The following is a 15557-nucleotide window of genomic DNA, read 5'->3' as shown; positions in this document are numbered from 1 at the left end:
GGGACTGTGTTTCAGGAAGCGCTGATCAATTCGGCGGCACGCTCGGCGATCATCGCCGTCGGCGCATTGGTGTTGCCGGTGGTGACCGCGGGCATCACGGAGGCGTCCGCGATGACGAGGTTCTCGACGCCCATCGCACGGAGATCTGGTGATACCACTGCCATCTCGTCGGTGCCCATCCGGCATGTGCCGGCCTGGTGGTGGTAGGTGTTGACGCCGCGGCGAACCCATGCCTCTATGGCCTCGTCGGAATCGTCGGCGGTTGCGCCCGGCAGGGCCTCATAGGCGCCCCACTCGTCGGCGAGAGGTGACTGTCGGCCGACCTCGCGGCACTGACGCACCGACGCGATGAGGGCGTCGAGATCACGTCGGTCTGCCAGCACGTTGAAGTCGATGACCGGGTGCGCGGTCGGATCGGTGCTCGACAGAGTGACGCTGCCCGCACTGTGCGGCCGGATCAAACCGGCATGCAAAGTGAAACCCGAAGCAGGTCCGGTCATTCCCTCGTCGTAGTAGAAAGGAATGCTGAAGTTGATCGGCTGGGTGTCGGGCACCTCGAGCTCTGGGCGGCTCTTCCAGAACCAGTGCGTCTGGGTCACCGGCTGGAACGGGTTCGGCGGCGCGATCGGCCGTTCGGTGCCGAAGATGACCGGCACCAGGAAGTGGTCCTGAAGGTTCTTGCCGACGCCGGGGACATCGGCGACCACGTCGATCCCGAGCGCCCGCAGTTCGTCGGCCGGTCCGATACCGCTGCGCAGAAGGATTCCGGGCGAACCCAGTGCGCCGGCACACAACACGACCTTGTCGGCACGCAACTCGCGTCGCCGGCCATCCTGAACGATCCGAACTCCCACCACGGAGCCATCGGCGACGATGAGGGAGTCGATCAGTGCGTTCAGCTCGAGGGTGAGCTTGGGGTGCTCCAACTGGGTCCGCATGTAGGCCGCCCACGTCGACAACCGCTTCCCGTCACGCAGGTTCAGCTTCATCCGCGACACGCCTTCTTGGTCGCCGGAGTTGTAGTCGGCGTTGAGCGGAAGCCCCCACGCCTGGGCCGCATCGAGAATGGCCTGCTGGATCGGCGAGAGATCGGGTTCCACCGCGTCGACGAGACCTTCCGCGGTGCTTCCGCGCTCGAGCCGTTTGAACAGCGGTGCGACGGATTCCCAGTCCCACCCGGTGTTGCCCGCAGCCGCCCACTGGTCGTAGTCCCAGGGCGAGCCGTGCACCCAGATGGTCCCGTTGAGCTGGTTGGAGCCGCCGACCACTTTTCCGCGGGGCACGTGTAGTCGGCGACCGAGTGCCTGCTCTTGAGGTGCCGAGAAGTACCCCCAGTCCTCCGGTCCGAGCCACAGTTCGCCGACACGCGACAGGTCATGGATCGCCGGGTTGGAGTCGAGTCCACCGGCTTCCACCAAGGTCACCGAGTGTCCGGCATCGATCAACCTGCGGGTCACCACCGAACCGGCGGTGCCGGAACCGAGGACGAGTACTTCGGGAGTGGACATGACATCTCCTTGATGTGGCACCGCGGTGCCCCTCCCTCGTGACCCGCGTCACTGAGCGACGGTGAATGTGTCTGGTCGGGAGCAGGTTTGGACGTCGGTGCGGCCGATTGATCGCGACGTCGTTGTCGGTGCAGCCAAACCTAATCGCGTGCGCGGATGACGACCACTAGATCAAACCAACGCTGTGCTACAGGTACCTTTACCGCAGCCTGAAGTCGCCGATCAGAAGTTTTTATCTGCCAATGGTAGAACCAAGCGTACCTCGGTTCCGCGAGGGTCGTTCGGGAGGTACTCGATGGAGCCGCCGTGCCGCTCGACGATGTGCTCGGAGATGATCAGACCGATGCCGGCGCCGTCTTGTTTGGCGGAGAAGGCGCCGGAGGTGAGCCGATTGGTGGGCGCTGTGCCCATGCCGCGACCCTGATCGCGGATGGACACGAATACGTGCCCGTCGGCCTGGCCGGTCTCGATGGCGAGTTCTTTGACCTCGGTGGTCGGTCTGACGATCTCCTCGATGGCGTTGACGCAGAGATTGATGATGACCTGCCCGATGAGCACGCTTTCGCCGTGGACGTACAGATCGCGCTCGGGAATTTCGGCGAAGACACGAACGCCCTGTTCAGCGGCGCGTAGTCGCACGAAGTAGAGGCTTTCCTCGATCGTCTCGTTGAGGTCCATCAGGACCGCGGTGCTCTCGATCCGTCGCACGTAGCGCCTCACGGAGGTGACGATCTCACCTGCCCGCTTGAGCTGCCGTTCGATCTGATCGATGCCGTACGACAGGCTCCGCGCGTCGACTGTCTCGGCTGCCAGCCGCGACTTCAGGCCGCTCAGGTAGTTGGTCGAGGCCGCCAGCGGTTGCCCGAGTTCGTGGGCCAGGATCATCGCCATGTCACCCATCGCGTGGTAACGGCTGAGGTACTGGAGGTTGGCTTCCTGGTAGGCATGCCGCCGTTCCCACTCCACCCGGTCGGTCACATCGCGCATCGTCAACACGCGAGAGCGGATGCCGTCGTGCGCGACGATCTCCAATTCGCCGGCCAGCCAGGAAGTGGTTCCGTCGTCCTTCCCGATCTCCTGGAGAATGCTGACGGAGCCGGCTCCGGCAGCCAGCCGCTCGACCACGTGATCGCTGGTCAGCCGGGGTTCGCACTTGCCGAGGTCCTCCAGGTGGACGCCGGAGAGCTCGGCCGGTGTACGTCCGAAGAGACGGGCGGCCAGCGGCGAGATGTCGTCGATGCAGTTGTCGTCGTCGAGTATCACCAGACCGGCCGCAGTATGCGTCATGATCCGCTGGAGCGACTCCGACACCCAAGTCAGCTCTTCCTGGAGTTCGACCTCGTCCGAAATATTGCGGAACTCCACCATCACCACCGGTCCGTCCTCGCATCGCACCAGGGTCGCGCGGGCGTCGGTCAGGAAATCGACACCATCCTTGGTGCGGTACTTCCACTGCTTTCGACTCGAACCGTGGACGACTGCCGATTGCAGCCATGCGACCCCGACCTCACGTCGGTACTGGCGTTCCTGCGCACTCATGTGATGCGCCTTCAAGGGCTTCAGCTCTTCCAGGGTGAAGCCGAACATCCGGCAGGCCGCCGGATTCGCCCACAGGATGTTCTTCGACGCTGCCTCGTGAATGAGGATCCCGGTCCCGGTGTTCAGGATCATCTGCTCGAAGTCACGGCGTGCCGGGAACATCGCTCACCTCGCCTTCGAACCACTCTGAACACCGAGCCTCGACCGGTTCGCCCGATGGTGCAAGTAAGGAATTGCTTAGCCCTCGCGGAGGAACTCCCGATACCGCCGATCACGACTCGTCCATAGTGTAACGCCCATAAGGATTCTCGAATCTGAATGGAGACACCTGATGACCACGGAGAGCATCGCCGATCGCGCGGTTGCCGCACCTGCGGGTCCGGAGCGGGCAGCCGCGTTCGATCACGCACTCGACGTGCTTCGCGATCGCCGCGAGGAATTCGAGGAACAGCGATTCGTGCCTCGAGATTTCATCGCGCTCCTGAAGCGGGCCGGTATGTATCGCGCGTCGACACCGGCCGCGTTCGGCGGGGAGCCGATGCCGCCGGCCGCATTCATGAAGATGGTGGAACGGGTATCGGCGGTGGATCCGGCCACCGGCTGGGTGTCGAGCTTCGGTTCGTCACTGGTCTACTTCGCCGCTCTGCCGATCGAGACCCAGCAGAAGATCTACGCCGCCGGTCCCGACGTCGCATACGCCGGTGGTCTGTTCCCGATGCAGGAGGCCGAGAAGGTCGACGGAGGCTACATCTGCTCGGGACTGTGGCAGTTCGCCAGCGGATGCCGTGGCGCCGACATCCTCGGAATCGGCCTGGCCGGCGGACCCGAATCCGAGGGGAAGCCGCTCACCGCGCTGGTCGACCCCGCCGATGTCGAGATCATCGACAACTGGGACGTCGCCGGAATGAAAGCGACGGGCTCGCACGCGATCCGCGCAGACCGGCTGTTCGTTCCAACCGAGATGACGTTCGTCCGTGGCGGTGCCCCGCAGATCGATGAGCCGCTCAATCGGTACCCGGCGCTCGCATATGCGGCCCAGGTGCTGGCCGTGGTCACCCTCGGTGCCGCGCGCGGCGCCCTCGACTACGCCATCGAGGTCGGATCCAGCCGAACCTCCATCACCGGAGGCGCGAGCAAGGGCAACCGGCCGGTGTACAAGGTCGGCATCGCCGAGGCCGAGGCCGAACTGCGCTCAGCCCGAGCGTTCTTCTACGAGACCACCGAATCGCTCTGGGCGAAGGCTGTGGACGGTCTGGAGATCTCCACCGAGGACCAGGCGCTCCTGCGGCTCAGCGCGACTCACGCGGCGCACGCCGGACGTCGAGTCGTGCTGTGCGCCTTCGACCTTGCCGGCACCGGTGCGATCTACGAAACCCACCCACTGCAACGTTTCCTGCAGGACGGGCTCGTCCCTGCTCAGCACGCCATGTTGGCCTCCAACACCTTCGAAGCCTCGGGATCGCTTCTGCTCGGACTCGACGCCGGTATCCCGAGCTTTCCCTGATCGCATCCTGCTGACCTGACGCAAACCGCACCGAATACGAGGAGCCACCACATGGCCACCGAGCCGCTACGCACACTGTTCTGCATCGGTAACAACCAGAACTTCTTCGACCTGCCGAAGGCGGAGATCGGCCCCGTGTGGGTGGGTATCTCCACAATGCTGTCGAATCTCAAGAAGATGGACGGCGTCGACATCATCGGCACATTCGACGACGACGCACACATGGTCGGCCCCTCCGACGGCTGGCCGTGGACCTGCTACGTCCTCGCCGATGTCCGCGATCAGCCGACCGTGCGCGAGGCCTGCAACTTGCTGCGTACCACCATGATCGGCGACCACGCCCTGTGGAAATACTTCAAGATCGAAGCCCGGATGGGACGCGAACTGACCATCCGCGACGACGTCGAACTCTGACCAACAGCAATCAAACCGTGCGCAGCCGCCCCATGGCTGCATCAGACGAGGACTACATATGACCACCATCGAACGGCCCACCAGGGCGTTTGCCGATCTCGCCCAGCATGATCGGGTCGCGGGCAGTCTGTACACCGATCCGGAGATCTTCGCCGAGGAGATGTCAAAGATCTTTCATCGCAGTTGGGTGTGGGTCGCCCACGAGAGTGAGGTTCCCGAGGCCGGGTCCTTCAAGACCACCCAGGTGGGTGATCAGCCGGTGATCGTGACCCGCGATCGCAAGGGAAACTTCAACACCCTGCTGAACCGGTGCCGCCATCGCGGTGCGACGGTGTGTGATCAGCGCAGCGGCAAGGCCAACGGCTTCACCTGTCCGTATCACAACTGGTCCTACACTCTCGACGGCCGGCTGCGGGGCATCCCGTATCCGGACGGCTATGAGGGCGTGGTGGAGAAGAACGACTTCCCACTGCAGAAGCTGCGTACCGAGAGTTACCTCGGCATGATCTTCGCGACCTTCAATCTGGACGCTGAACCACTCGAGGACTTCCTCGGCGACGCGAAGATCTGGATGGAACGATTCCTCAAGCAGTCCAACGGATTTCCCACCAAGGTACTCGGCAGCCACAAGTTCCGTTTCAAGGGCAACTGGAAGATCCAGCTGGAGAACACCACCGACGGTTACCACTTCCCGATGGTGCACAAGTCGTGGATGGCTTCGGTAGACGCCGAGACCGCCAGCATGATGTCGTTCATGGACGACCCCGAGGCCGAGACCCACGCGCTCGGCAACGGGCACAGCGTTGCGATCATGGCCGCCGCACACGCGGACCTCGACATCGACGACGGGAGCGAGGAGATTCAGCCCCGCTTCCAGCATCTCGTCGATGAGCTCACGGAGGCCGGCGAGAGCCCCGAGCGCATCCGGCGGTACATGAGGTCGATGCACGGATGTGGCTTCAACCTCAACATGTTCCCGAACATCGCGATGTCGTCGTCGTTCTTCCGGGTTCTCATCCCGATCAGTGTCGACGAGACCGAGGTGTGGCATATGGCGATCGGCATGGACGGCGGCCCGGAGAGCATCAACCGCGAACGGCTGCGCATCCACGAGCACTTCCAGGGTCCCTTCGGCTTCGGCAGCCCCGACGACGCCGAGGGCTGGGATCGCGTGCAGATCGGCGCCGGCGGAAATCCGAACATGCCGATCCTGGTGAACCGTGGCGAGAAGCGCGAGTACCTGACCGACGAGGGCTGGCCCACCTCACATGTCACCGACGAGACCGGCATGCGTGCGTCCTACGAGATGTGGAAGAAGATGATGACCGATGACTGAGGTGTTGTCCTTTACCGATCCGCGAGTGCTGCGAGCGATCCAATTGGTCTGGCAGGAGGCCGCAGTCCTCGATGCCAAGGACTATCGGACGTGGGAGACCATGTACACCGACGAGGCCCTCTACGTCATCCCCATCGACCCGGACACCGACGACTTCGAGTCGTCGCTGAACATGGTGTACGACGACAAGCGGATGCGGGAACTACGCGTGCAGCGCATGATGCAGGGCTACGCGCCGTCCGCGGTTGCCGCCGCACGCACCGTCCGGATCGTCTCCCGATTCACGGTCGACGAGGTCAGTGACACCGCCGTCACCATCAAGTCGGCGCAGATCCTCAATGCTTTCAAGCGTGACAAGTTCTCCACGATCGGTGCGGAGATGACCCATAAGGTCGTGCTCGACGACGACGGTGACAAGATCGCGCTGAAGGTCGCCCGCCTCATCGACAGCGAGGACGCCGTCAGCGCGTCCGGCTACCTGGTCTAGGGCGGCCACGATGTCATACAGCAGCAAGGGAATCGCCGTGGTCACCGGCGCCGCGGGCGGTATGGGCAGCCACATCGCACGGCGCCTGCACGCTGACGGTCACCGGGTTCTCCTCACCGACATCGCGGTGGACGCCGCGGATGCGGTAGCACGTGATCTGTCGCCGGATGGTTCCACGGCGCGCGCCGTGGAACTCGATGTGGCACATCGAGAGAACTTCGTCACGACCCTCGCGGACTGTGAAGAGGTGTGGGGCACTCCGACGATCCTGGTGAACAACGCGGCGGTGACACAGGCCGCCGACCTGATGACCTTGGGGGAAGACGACTTCAACCGTGTCCTGACGACAAACGTGGACAGCGTCTTCTTCGGCTGCCAGGTGATCGGGGCGGCGATGGCGGCACAGGGGTATGGCCGGATCGTGAACATGGCGTCACTCGCGGGGCAGAATGGTGGTACCGCGACCGGCGCGCACTACGCGACGTCCAAGGGTGGAATCCTCACGGTGACCAAGATCTTCGCGCGCGAACTCGCCGGCTACGGCGTCACCGTCAACTCCATCGCCCCGGGGCCGCACGACCTGCCCATCGTGAAGGCCACCGTTCCACCGGATCGTCTCGACGCGGTCATCGCCGGAATTCCGGTCGGCCGGATGGGTGATCCGTCGTTCGTCGCGGACATGGTCGCTCTGCTCACCGCGGACAACGCCCACTTCGTCACCGGCGCTTGCTGGGACGTCAACGGTGGACTCTACGTCCGCTAGATCTCGAACCTTCGACACACCCGCCCGATACCCAAATCAGGAGACACCATGGCCCTCATGGATGTGATCGTCTCGGACATCGTCCAGGAGACGCCATCGGTCAAGACTTTCTATCTGTCCAACCCCGATGGCACACCGATCGGGAAGTACACACCGGGAGCCCACGTCGACGTGGTCGGTCCGACCGCGATCACCCGTCAGTACTCGTTGTGCAGCCGGCCCGATGGCCAAGAGACCTTCGCGGTGGCTGTGAAGCGCGAAGAGAACTCGCGCGGCGGGTCGGCGGCGCTACACGAACTGGCCGTCGGTGACTCCCTGAAGATCAGTGAGCCACGCAACCTGCTCGAGATCGTCTCGCCGGCAGCACATCACGTCCTTGTTGCAGCAGGTATCGGGATAACCCCGATGCTGAGCATGGCGCGCTACATGGACGTCACCGGGATCAGCTTCGAGCTGCACTACTTCGCTCGGACCGAAGAGGATGCCGCATTCCTGCCCCTATTGCGAGACCGCTGCCCGGACAAACTGCACGCCCATGTCGGTGTCCCGCGCGACGAACAGGAGGCGATCCTGTCGGTGGCGCTTGCCGACATCCCCACCGACACCCACGTGTACGTCTGCGGTCCCGAGGGGTTCATGGCGAAGGTGATCGCGACGGCAGAACGTTTCGTACCTGCTGACGCGGTGCATTCCGAGAACTTCCATGCTGCCGCCCAACCGGAGACCAGCGAGAACTCCGCCTTCGAGGTCGAGCTCGACGGCGAGACGTTCGAGGTGCCTGCCGACCGCAGCATCGCGGATGTGCTACTCGACAACGACTGCGACGTGGACACATCGTGTGAAGAAGGGATCTGCGGGACGTGCATCATGCAGGTCGTCGAAGGCTCGCCCGAGCATCGTGACAATGTTCTCTCCAAGGCGGAGAAGGAATCCGGTGAGGTCATGGCGGTCTGCGTCTCCCGTGCGCTCGGGAAGCGGATCGTGCTGGACTACTACTGAGATTCGCTCCTGGGTGCGAGCGCACCTCAGGGATCGACGGTCTACCTTCTACGCCGAATCGACGGGAACGTTCACGTCGAACCGCAGGATGTCGCGCACCAGCGTGTTGATGCTGTCCGCGTCGGTCTTGCTCTTGATGCGGGTCCGGTGCACGTCGACCGTCTTCACGCTCATCCCCAGGCGGCGGGCGATATTCTGGCTGGGCAGCCCCTCGATCACCAGAGCGAGGATCTCCCGTTCGCGCGGGGTCAGCAAGTCGACCTTCGCTTGGATCGACTGACGCGACTCGAAGACCTGAAAACGCTTGCGTGCCTCCTCAACCCCACGTTGAACAGCGTCCAGAAGACGCTGAGGGTCGTACGGCTTCTCGAGAAAATCCATCGCGCCGGCCTGCATGGTGGACACCGACATCCGGATGTCGCCGTGGGCGGACACGAAGATGATCGCAACATGCGGCGCGAACTCGTTGAGCTTCTCCTGCAGTCGCGTTCCACTCATCTGTGGCATGCGGACGTCGAGGATGATGCACGCTGGGTGATCACCGGTGTAGGCGGCGAGGAACTGGTCCGCGCTGTGGCAGATCGTGGGCTTGATCCCGATGCTGTCGAGCAGCCAGTCTACGGACTCGCACAACTCCGGATCGTCATCGACGACATAGACCGTCGCCGGACGCTCGGCAGCGGCCAATGACTCAGTCATGGCGAGATTCTATCTACTCGGCCCAGGCGGCGTCGGCGGTCCAGTAGTTCATCCCGAGGGCACTTACCTGGTGCTGCCACTCGCTGGTGCGCAGCAGCCAGGGCTCCTCACTACGCACGGACTCGTCGGCAGCTTCCGGGCCGTCGGCCTCGACGGTCCAGTGCACCCAGTTGACTTCGCGGCCGTACTCGTCGTGGACGAACAGATCGACGTGATGCCACCCGTAGTTGAAGGTGTCCTCGTAGCAGGTCAGGAACATGCGGTGGTGGGTCACCGGGCGTGGCTTCATGACCGGCTCGTTCGTCGGCGCCGTTGATGTACTCATTCTCTTCGTGACCTTTTCACTCTTGTTCCTGGATGGCTGGTGTCGCTCGCAGTACTCGTTCGAGACGGATTGCTGTCTGCAACAGGACATCCTCTCGACCGGGTTGCGCGATGAGTTGCAGGCCGAGCGGGAGCCCCTCCTCGGTTCGCAGTCCCGGAACCACGACGACCGGTGACCCGAGGAGTTGCCACGGGCGGCTGAGCACCGGGGATCCCGTGGCGGTCAACCCACGTGGTGCGGGACCCAGCGCTGCCGGTCCAACGATGATCGTGTCCATCCCGAGCCGTTGGTCGAGTTCGGCGCGGGAGCGGTCGCGCCGGACGAGCGCTGCCTTGTGGGCATCGGCCTGCACGCGCTGCCCGTCAGAGACGAGTTCACGCAGCTGCGGGCTGAGCTGATCTGCCTTTTCGTCGTACACCGCACGGAGTGTCGCGGCCGCCTCTTTCGACATCACGGTCACATGATCGTCCGCCAGGGTACGAACATGATCGTCCCAATCCAGGGTCGCCGGTTCCACATCGATCTTCCGGAGGAGGTCGGGAACGATCTGAAGCAGGCGGGTCATGGTCGGGTGCAGGGTGCCGAGTTCGCTGCCGTCCCAGACGAGCGCGGTTCTGGCGGGGGCCACCGTCCGCGTGGGCGCGCCCGCGAATGCCGTGTAGGCGTAGTGCAGGTCGACGCTCGTTCGAGTGAGGATGCCGAGACTGTCCAGGGACTCACTGAGGCCGGTGATCCCGGCGAGGCTGGTGGCGCCCTGGGCCAGCACCATTCCGGCCGTACCGCAAAAGGCTGCGGGCCGGGTCAGTGAACCGGCCGTCTGGGTTCCCAACGCAACGGGGACGACGCCGGCACCGACCGCGGCCGCCGATCCACTCGATGATCCGCCGGGCGTGTGGTCGGGGGCGTGCGGATTCCGTGTCGGCCCGGGCGCGAAGTATCCGAACTCGGTGGTGACCGTCTTTCCCTGAATGATCGCGCCGAGCTCTCGAAACCGGCTGACACAGTCGGCATCTGCGTCGACCGGAGCGCTCGATGTGATCACGGAACCGGCGCGAGTGGCCATTCCGGCGACGTCGATCAGATCCTTGACGCCGAGCGAGATGCCGCGCATCGGTAACGACGTACCTACATGATCCTGAGCGCGAGCGACATCGGCGTGGTCGCGGACCAGGTCGACCCACGCCGACAGGTCGGCTTCGCGACGTTCGATCTCGTCGCGCACCTGCACGACAAGGCTTTCCGATGAGACGCGCCCCGAGTTCACAGCGCTTACCTGGGCGCTGATGGGCTGAGTCCAGTAGGCCGAGCTCACCGATCCTCCTTCATCCGGTGCACACCAGTGTGCCCGCATCGTGCCTGCCGCAACAGTAAAGATTTCCCTCCTATCTCTGTAGGGAGATCGCGACCTAGATTCACGTCAGCTCATCAGCCGTGACGGGGGAGTCCTCTGTCGAACTGCCAAAGGAAACAACGATGGCCACCAAGACAACGGAGATCCGATCGGTCGACGCCGCGCCGCCGCGACGCGTCGATTTTCGACGAATGAGCCGGCGTGCGTGGTTGGTCACCGCCCTGCTGGTGCTTTTTCAGATCGTGGCGTTTGCCGACAAAGCGGTGCTCGGGCTCGTCTCCGCGGATGCGATGCCAGAACTGGGATTGACTGCTGTCGAGTTCGGTTTCATCGGCAGCTCGTTCTTCTTCCTCTACGCGGTCGTATCCGTGGTGACCGGGTTTCTGGCCGCGAAGTACTCGGTCAAGTGGATTCTGTTCGCGATGGGGCTCACCTGGGCGGTACTGCAGTTCCCGATGCTCCTCGGCGGCGGCGCCGCAGTCTTGCTGGTGACTCGGATCGTCCTCGGCGGTGCGGAGGGCCCGGCAACTGCGATGTCGCTGACGTCCGCCCAGGGCTGGTTCCCGCCGGCGCGGCGAGCGCTACCGTCGAATCTGGTCGCCGCCGGATCGACCCTTGGCCCCGTCATCGCTGCACCGGCGCTCGCGTGGGTGATCGCGGCGTGGGGTTGGCGGTGGGCGTTCGGCGTCCTCGGCATAGTCGGGCTCCTGTGGACGATTGCGTGGCTGCTTCTCGGTGCCGATGGCCCTCACGGTAAGGACAAGCGCGAACAGCCGGAGTCCCACCAGGACGAGGTCGATGACGAGCGAGACAACGATCGCACCGAGATCGCGACCGAAGCAGTCGACGATCAGAAGCCGGTCGCGATCTGGCGGGCGCTGCTCAGCATCGCCTTCATCTCCGCGGTGATCGGCGGGGCATCGAACTTCTGGGTGCAGGGCTTCCTGACCACCTGGCTGCCACAGTATCTCGGCACCGTCGTCGGGATGTCCCTCTCCGAGGTGGGCACCGTGACCACCTTCCCATGGGTGATCGGTGCCCTCGTCCTGCTCGGGTTGGGCGCGCTCGGTCATCGTCTCCTGCGCAACGGCCGTACCGCCCACCTCGCCATCGCCGTCCCGTTCGGATGTGCCGCGGTGGTAGCCGGGCTGTGCTTCATCTCGATCCAGGCCACGTCCGGACCCGTCGCGGTCGCGCTGCTCTGTATCGCCGGAGGCTGCAGCCTTGCATATCCGATGACCGCTTCGGCGATCGGATACGCGGTCGGTGTCAAGCAGCGACCGATCATGATGGCCACCCTCGGAGGTGTCGCCTCCTTCGGCGCCGTCATCTCACCGATCCTGGTGGGCTGGTTGATGGGTCGTGCCGGATACGTCTCCCCGCCGAAGGGCGAAAAGCCCTCCGACGAGATGGCCGCCAACATGGCGGAGGGTGTGCATCAAGCATTCACCATCACCGGCATCGTGCTACTGGTCGGCGGTGCGCTCTGCATAGCCTTCCTCCGGCCGGAACGTCTTGCCCACACCCTACAACAGCGATTCGTTCGCGCCTGACCTCCCACGAGTACGAGGAGTCCATCATGACCAGTTCTGTATCCGCCCCCAGCTCCGTCGACCGCAAGGTGTTCCGAGATGTTCTGGGCCACTACCCAACCGGGGTTGTCGTCGTCACCGGTCGGGAGGCCAGCGGTGAGATCCTCGCGATGGTCGTCGGCACCTTCAGTTCGGTGTCGCTTGACCCGCCTCTGGTGTCCTTCATGCCGATGAAGACGTCGCGCACCTTCGCCAAGATGCTGGACTGCTCGTCGTTGTGCATCAACATCCTCGGTGGCGAACAGGAAGACATAGTGCTGACCGTCGCGCAGCGGTGGGAGGACAAACTCGACGGCATCGACTGGTTCCCCTCGCCGTCGGGCGACCCGGTTCTGACCGACTCGGTCGCATGGATCGACGCCCGGATCGCGAACACCGTCGAAGCGGGCGACCACTGGATAGCCCTGTGTGAGGTCCATGACATGGCCGTGACGAACCCGGTGTCGCCGCTGATCTTCTTCCAGGGTGGCTACGGCAGCTTCGTCTGCAGTTCGCTGATGGCGCGGATGGATCACGAGATCCTCCCGGCCATCCATGCGGCGCACGCGGCGCGCCCTGACGTGGAAGCACTCGCAACGGAAATAGGTTGCGAGGTATCGGTGTTCACCGCAGTGAGCTCCGACGAGATGGCCACAGTGCTGTCGGCGACAGGTCCCGGAATCGATCGCGAACTCGGGTTGGCCGGCCGCATCCCGATGGTGCCCCCCATTGGTGACACCTACCTGTTCGACTGCGACGGCGAACTCCAGGATCGCTGGGTCGGCAAACTCGCAGGCGCGCCCGATGAGATCAAACAGCTACACCGGGACCGACTGACGTTCGTCCGGGATCACGGGTATCTGGTTTCCCTCCTCCCTTCCGAGGGCGACTCGGCTTACGACGACTTGCGCCGTGCCACGCGAGAATACGACACCGGGAGGCTGACGCCGTCACAGGAACGCCGAATCCGAGAGTCGATCGCCGGGTCGGCCGTGGACTACCGGCCGCGGCTGATCGCGGACGACGAAACCTACGACATCGGTTCGCTCGTGCTGCCGATCCGCGACGGCAACGGTTCGTATTCGATGACGCTGCGGCTCGCGCAGTTGCCCGCAGGTCACACCGGCCGTCGGGTGCAGCAGTGGCTGGCGCGCGCACGTGAAGTGGTCGCGACGCTCGAGGGCTCTGTGGCAGACGGGGTTCACGCGTGAGCGCGGACACCGTTGCCGCGTTGGCCCGACGGGTTGCGGTGCTCGAGGCCGAGGCCGAGATCAGACGTATCCAGGCGCGGTACATGTTCCTCTGCGACACACCGTGTCCCGAGTTCGGTGTGCACGACGACGCGTACCGTATCGAGCTCATCGTCGACCTCTACACCGACGACGCCGTCTGGGAGGGTGTGGGTGAATACTACGACGGACAGTTCGGCCACGCCGACGGCAAACAAGCCATCCGTGAACACTTCCAGCGTTTCTGGGATGAGAATCGCGATCCGAAACTGGTGCTCAACGCGCACTACCTCACCTCTGAGCAGATCCACGTCGACGGGGATGAGGCCTCCGGGCAGTGGATACACATGCAGCCGTGGCTGTTCTCCGACGGCACCGGACTGTTGAGGTCGAGTCGGCTCAACAACAGCTTCCGGCAGACCCCAGACGGATGGCGGATCACCCGTACCCGGACCGAGAACGTGTTCGTCGCCGACCTGCCGAGCCGATTCGCGCAGAGCCACCCGTCGACATCGGTGCTGATGGACGGTGGAGCCGCCACCCGGGTGAGTAACTGACGAGGGGCGGCGGCCGGATCTCTCGACGCGTCGTCGCGTTGCCGTACGCTTGTAGAAACAACGGGATGCGACGGAGGGGCGATGCCGCGGCTGGTGGATCATGCGGAACGCCGGGAGGCGATCATCAGTGCGGCGTGGCGGCTCATTGCCGCTCGCGGGATAGACGGCATCAACATGCGTGACCTCGCGGCCGAGGCGGGATACTCGAACGGTGCCCTGAGTCACTACTTCTCAGGCAAGGACGAGATCCTGCAAAGTGCTTTCGAGCACGTCCTGGTGGCCACGAACAACCGGATCGCCGCATCTTCGCACGGATTACGCGGTTTGCGGGCGTTGCGCAAAGTGTGCCTGGAGATCATGCCGTCGACCGAGGAGGCGCGGTTGGAAGCTCGGATCGCCATCTCCCTGTGGCAACGCGCGCTCACCGACCGTCAGATGGAGTCCGTGAACAACACTGCGGTCCGGGAGTGGCGCGCTCTGATGGCCCGACACATCGATGAGGCGGTCGCTGATGGCGAGGCGAACGCGTGCGACGCTGCGGTGCAGGCTAATGCGTTGATGAACATGATGATCGGGTTGCAGGTGAGCGCGGTGCTCGATCGAGGGGCGACGACGCGCAAGTCTCAACTCGCGATGCTCGATGCGGCGATCGATTCCTTCACGACCGACCACACTTAGCCCGCGTCCCGCCCGCTCAACGTCTCGAACAGCGGCACCACGCACACCCCGACGATCTCGCCGATCCCGGCGTCGTCGAGCTTGCGCCGCAACAGCGTCTCGTTCCGCAGCAGATCCATGGGCAGGGCCAGCGCGCGGGTGGGGATCGGGTGGGTGCCGAGTTCTCCTCGAGCGCAGGCCCGCTCGACGATCGGACGGACGATCTCGGCCGATCGGCGGAAGATCAACTCGCGCATGGACCAAGCCGTGTCCTCGTCGGTATCGGACAAGATGCCGAGGATGATGTCCCGCCCACGGTGGGAGAACAACTCGTTGCCGTCGTGCAGGAGTTGCGTGAGATCGCCGACGAGCGATCCCGTGTCGGGTGTGGCAAGCGGCGCCTTGTCCTTGTCGGTCATCGAGGCGAACACCATCGCCGCCTTCGTCGGCCATCTCCGGTACAGGACTGCCTTGCTGGTCCCGGCGGAGGCGGCGACGCCTTCGAAGGTCAGTGCCGCGTAGCCGTGCTCCATCAACTGGCTCTGGACAGCGGCGTGGATCGCTGCTTCGAGATCCTCGCCGCGCCGTCGCGTCGCGCCCATTCCACACTCCAATAAG

The 15557-nt window shown here is 64.2% G+C and carries 16 protein-coding genes; 10 read left to right on the top strand and 6 right to left on the bottom strand.

Annotated elements, in window-relative coordinates; all coding sequences use genetic code 11:
• Positions 1-11: 11 nt before the first annotated feature.
• Positions 12-1508 (bottom strand): GMC family oxidoreductase, encoded by a 1497-nt coding sequence (locus V1Y59_RS02565; RefSeq protein WP_330503275.1) that lies wholly within the window; start codon positions 1506-1508, stop codon positions 12-14.
• 222 nt (positions 1509-1730) lie between these two features.
• Complete coding sequence (locus V1Y59_RS02560; protein ID WP_330503274.1) at positions 1731-3209, bottom strand: PAS domain S-box protein; 1479 nt, start codon at positions 3207-3209, stop codon at positions 1731-1733.
• Positions 3210-3378: 169 nt separating this feature from the next.
• Here V1Y59_RS02560 and V1Y59_RS02555 point away from each other — a divergent pair, with 169 nt between their 5' ends.
• The 6 genes from V1Y59_RS02555 to V1Y59_RS02530 are packed head-to-tail and all read left to right on the top strand — an operon-like array spanning position 3379 to position 8550.
• On the top strand, positions 3379-4551 hold the full coding sequence (locus tag V1Y59_RS02555; RefSeq protein WP_330503273.1) for an acyl-CoA dehydrogenase family protein: 1173 nt from the start codon (positions 3379-3381) through the stop codon (positions 4549-4551).
• Positions 4552-4602: 51 nt separating this feature from the next.
• The gene (locus V1Y59_RS02550; protein ID WP_330503272.1) at positions 4603-4965 is read left to right on the top strand and encodes a hypothetical protein; all 363 of its coding nucleotides are present in this window, start codon (positions 4603-4605) and stop codon (positions 4963-4965) included.
• Between the two features lie 58 nt (positions 4966-5023).
• Positions 5024-6301, top strand: a complete 1278-nt coding sequence (locus V1Y59_RS02545; protein WP_330503271.1) for an aromatic ring-hydroxylating oxygenase subunit alpha — start codon at positions 5024-5026, stop codon at positions 6299-6301.
• A complete protein-coding gene (locus tag V1Y59_RS02540; protein ID WP_330503270.1) occupies positions 6294-6788 on the top strand; it encodes an aromatic-ring-hydroxylating dioxygenase subunit beta in 495 nt (164 codons plus the stop codon). Before V1Y59_RS02545 ends, V1Y59_RS02540 begins: the two co-directional genes overlap by 8 nt.
• A gap of 10 nt (positions 6789-6798) precedes the next feature.
• Positions 6799-7551 carry an SDR family NAD(P)-dependent oxidoreductase gene (locus V1Y59_RS02535; protein WP_330503269.1) on the top strand — a complete coding sequence of 251 codons (753 nt, stop codon included), beginning with the start codon at positions 6799-6801 and terminating at the stop codon, positions 7549-7551.
• Positions 7552-7599: 48 nt separating this feature from the next.
• Positions 7600-8550 carry a PDR/VanB family oxidoreductase gene (locus tag V1Y59_RS02530; RefSeq protein WP_330503268.1) on the top strand — a complete coding sequence of 317 codons (951 nt, stop codon included), beginning with the start codon at positions 7600-7602 and terminating at the stop codon, positions 8548-8550.
• A 48-nt stretch (positions 8551-8598) separates the two neighbouring features.
• Here V1Y59_RS02530 and V1Y59_RS02525 read toward each other — a convergent pair whose 3' ends face one another.
• Genes V1Y59_RS02525 through V1Y59_RS02515 form a run of 3 tightly spaced genes read right to left on the bottom strand, consistent with a single transcriptional unit; the run spans position 8599 to position 10886 of the window.
• Positions 8599-9249: a response regulator transcription factor gene (locus tag V1Y59_RS02525; protein WP_330503267.1), complete on the bottom strand. Its 651-nt coding sequence runs from the start codon at positions 9247-9249 to the stop codon at positions 8599-8601.
• A gap of 13 nt (positions 9250-9262) precedes the next feature.
• Positions 9263-9538, bottom strand: coding sequence for a hypothetical protein (locus V1Y59_RS02520; protein WP_330431711.1), 276 nt, complete (start codon positions 9536-9538; stop codon positions 9263-9265).
• 52 nt (positions 9539-9590) lie between these two features.
• Positions 9591-10886 (bottom strand): amidase, encoded by a 1296-nt coding sequence (locus tag V1Y59_RS02515; RefSeq protein WP_330503266.1) that lies wholly within the window; start codon positions 10884-10886, stop codon positions 9591-9593.
• Positions 10887-11047: 161 nt separating this feature from the next.
• On the opposite strand from V1Y59_RS02515, the gene V1Y59_RS02510 reads away from it, so the two are divergent.
• The 4 genes from V1Y59_RS02510 (at position 11048) to V1Y59_RS02495 (ending at position 14960) form a co-directional block, all read left to right on the top strand.
• Positions 11048-12478, top strand: a complete 1431-nt coding sequence (locus tag V1Y59_RS02510; protein ID WP_330503265.1) for an MFS transporter — start codon at positions 11048-11050, stop codon at positions 12476-12478.
• Positions 12479-12504: 26 nt separating this feature from the next.
• Positions 12505-13707, top strand: coding sequence for a flavin reductase family protein (locus V1Y59_RS02505; RefSeq protein WP_330503264.1), 1203 nt, complete (start codon positions 12505-12507; stop codon positions 13705-13707).
• Positions 13704-14282: a nuclear transport factor 2 family protein gene (locus tag V1Y59_RS02500; RefSeq protein WP_330503263.1), complete on the top strand. Its 579-nt coding sequence runs from the start codon at positions 13704-13706 to the stop codon at positions 14280-14282. The genes V1Y59_RS02505 and V1Y59_RS02500 overlap by 4 nt, the downstream gene beginning before the upstream one ends.
• Positions 14283-14363: 81 nt before the next feature.
• Positions 14364-14960 (top strand): TetR/AcrR family transcriptional regulator, encoded by a 597-nt coding sequence (locus V1Y59_RS02495; protein ID WP_330503262.1) that lies wholly within the window; start codon positions 14364-14366, stop codon positions 14958-14960.
• Here V1Y59_RS02495 and V1Y59_RS02490 read toward each other — a convergent pair.
• On the bottom strand, positions 14957-15541 hold the full coding sequence (locus tag V1Y59_RS02490) for a TetR/AcrR family transcriptional regulator (protein WP_330503260.1): 585 nt from the start codon (positions 15539-15541) through the stop codon (positions 14957-14959). The genes V1Y59_RS02495 and V1Y59_RS02490 overlap by 4 nt on opposite strands.
• Positions 15542-15557: the final 16 nt, after the last annotated feature.

The sequence above is a fragment of the Gordonia prachuapensis genome, from assembly GCF_036350515.1.
GTDB classification, from domain to species: Bacteria; Actinomycetota; Actinomycetes; order Mycobacteriales; family Mycobacteriaceae; genus Gordonia; species Gordonia prachuapensis.
The sequence above is the reverse complement of the archived record's forward strand: the minus strand, read 5'-3'. Positions and strand labels throughout refer to the sequence as shown.

Coding starts and splice junctions, on each gene's coding strand:
- V1Y59_RS02540 (WP_330503270.1), top strand. CDS start 6,294: ATGACTGAGGTGTTGTCCTTTACCGATCCGCGAGTGCTGCGAGCGATC.
- V1Y59_RS02520 (WP_330431711.1), bottom strand. CDS start 9,538: ATGAAGCCACGCCCGGTGACCCACCACCGCATGTTCCTGACCTGCTAC.
- V1Y59_RS02530 (WP_330503268.1), top strand. CDS start 7,600: ATGGCCCTCATGGATGTGATCGTCTCGGACATCGTCCAGGAGACGCCA.
- V1Y59_RS02490 (WP_330503260.1), bottom strand. CDS start 15,541: ATGGGCGCGACGCGACGGCGCGGCGAGGATCTCGAAGCAGCGATCCAC.
- V1Y59_RS02555 (WP_330503273.1), top strand. CDS start 3,379: ATGACCACGGAGAGCATCGCCGATCGCGCGGTTGCCGCACCTGCGGGT.
- V1Y59_RS02560 (WP_330503274.1), bottom strand. CDS start 3,209: ATGTTCCCGGCACGCCGTGACTTCGAGCAGATGATCCTGAACACCGGG.
- V1Y59_RS02510 (WP_330503265.1), top strand. CDS start 11,048: ATGGCCACCAAGACAACGGAGATCCGATCGGTCGACGCCGCGCCGCCG.
- V1Y59_RS02545 (WP_330503271.1), top strand. CDS start 5,024: ATGACCACCATCGAACGGCCCACCAGGGCGTTTGCCGATCTCGCCCAG.
- V1Y59_RS02495 (WP_330503262.1), top strand. CDS start 14,364: ATGCCGCGGCTGGTGGATCATGCGGAACGCCGGGAGGCGATCATCAGT.
- V1Y59_RS02525 (WP_330503267.1), bottom strand. CDS start 9,249: ATGACTGAGTCATTGGCCGCTGCCGAGCGTCCGGCGACGGTCTATGTC.
- V1Y59_RS02550 (WP_330503272.1), top strand. CDS start 4,603: ATGGCCACCGAGCCGCTACGCACACTGTTCTGCATCGGTAACAACCAG.
- V1Y59_RS02535 (WP_330503269.1), top strand. CDS start 6,799: ATGTCATACAGCAGCAAGGGAATCGCCGTGGTCACCGGCGCCGCGGGC.
- V1Y59_RS02505 (WP_330503264.1), top strand. CDS start 12,505: ATGACCAGTTCTGTATCCGCCCCCAGCTCCGTCGACCGCAAGGTGTTC.
- V1Y59_RS02565 (WP_330503275.1), bottom strand. CDS start 1,508: ATGTCCACTCCCGAAGTACTCGTCCTCGGTTCCGGCACCGCCGGTTCG.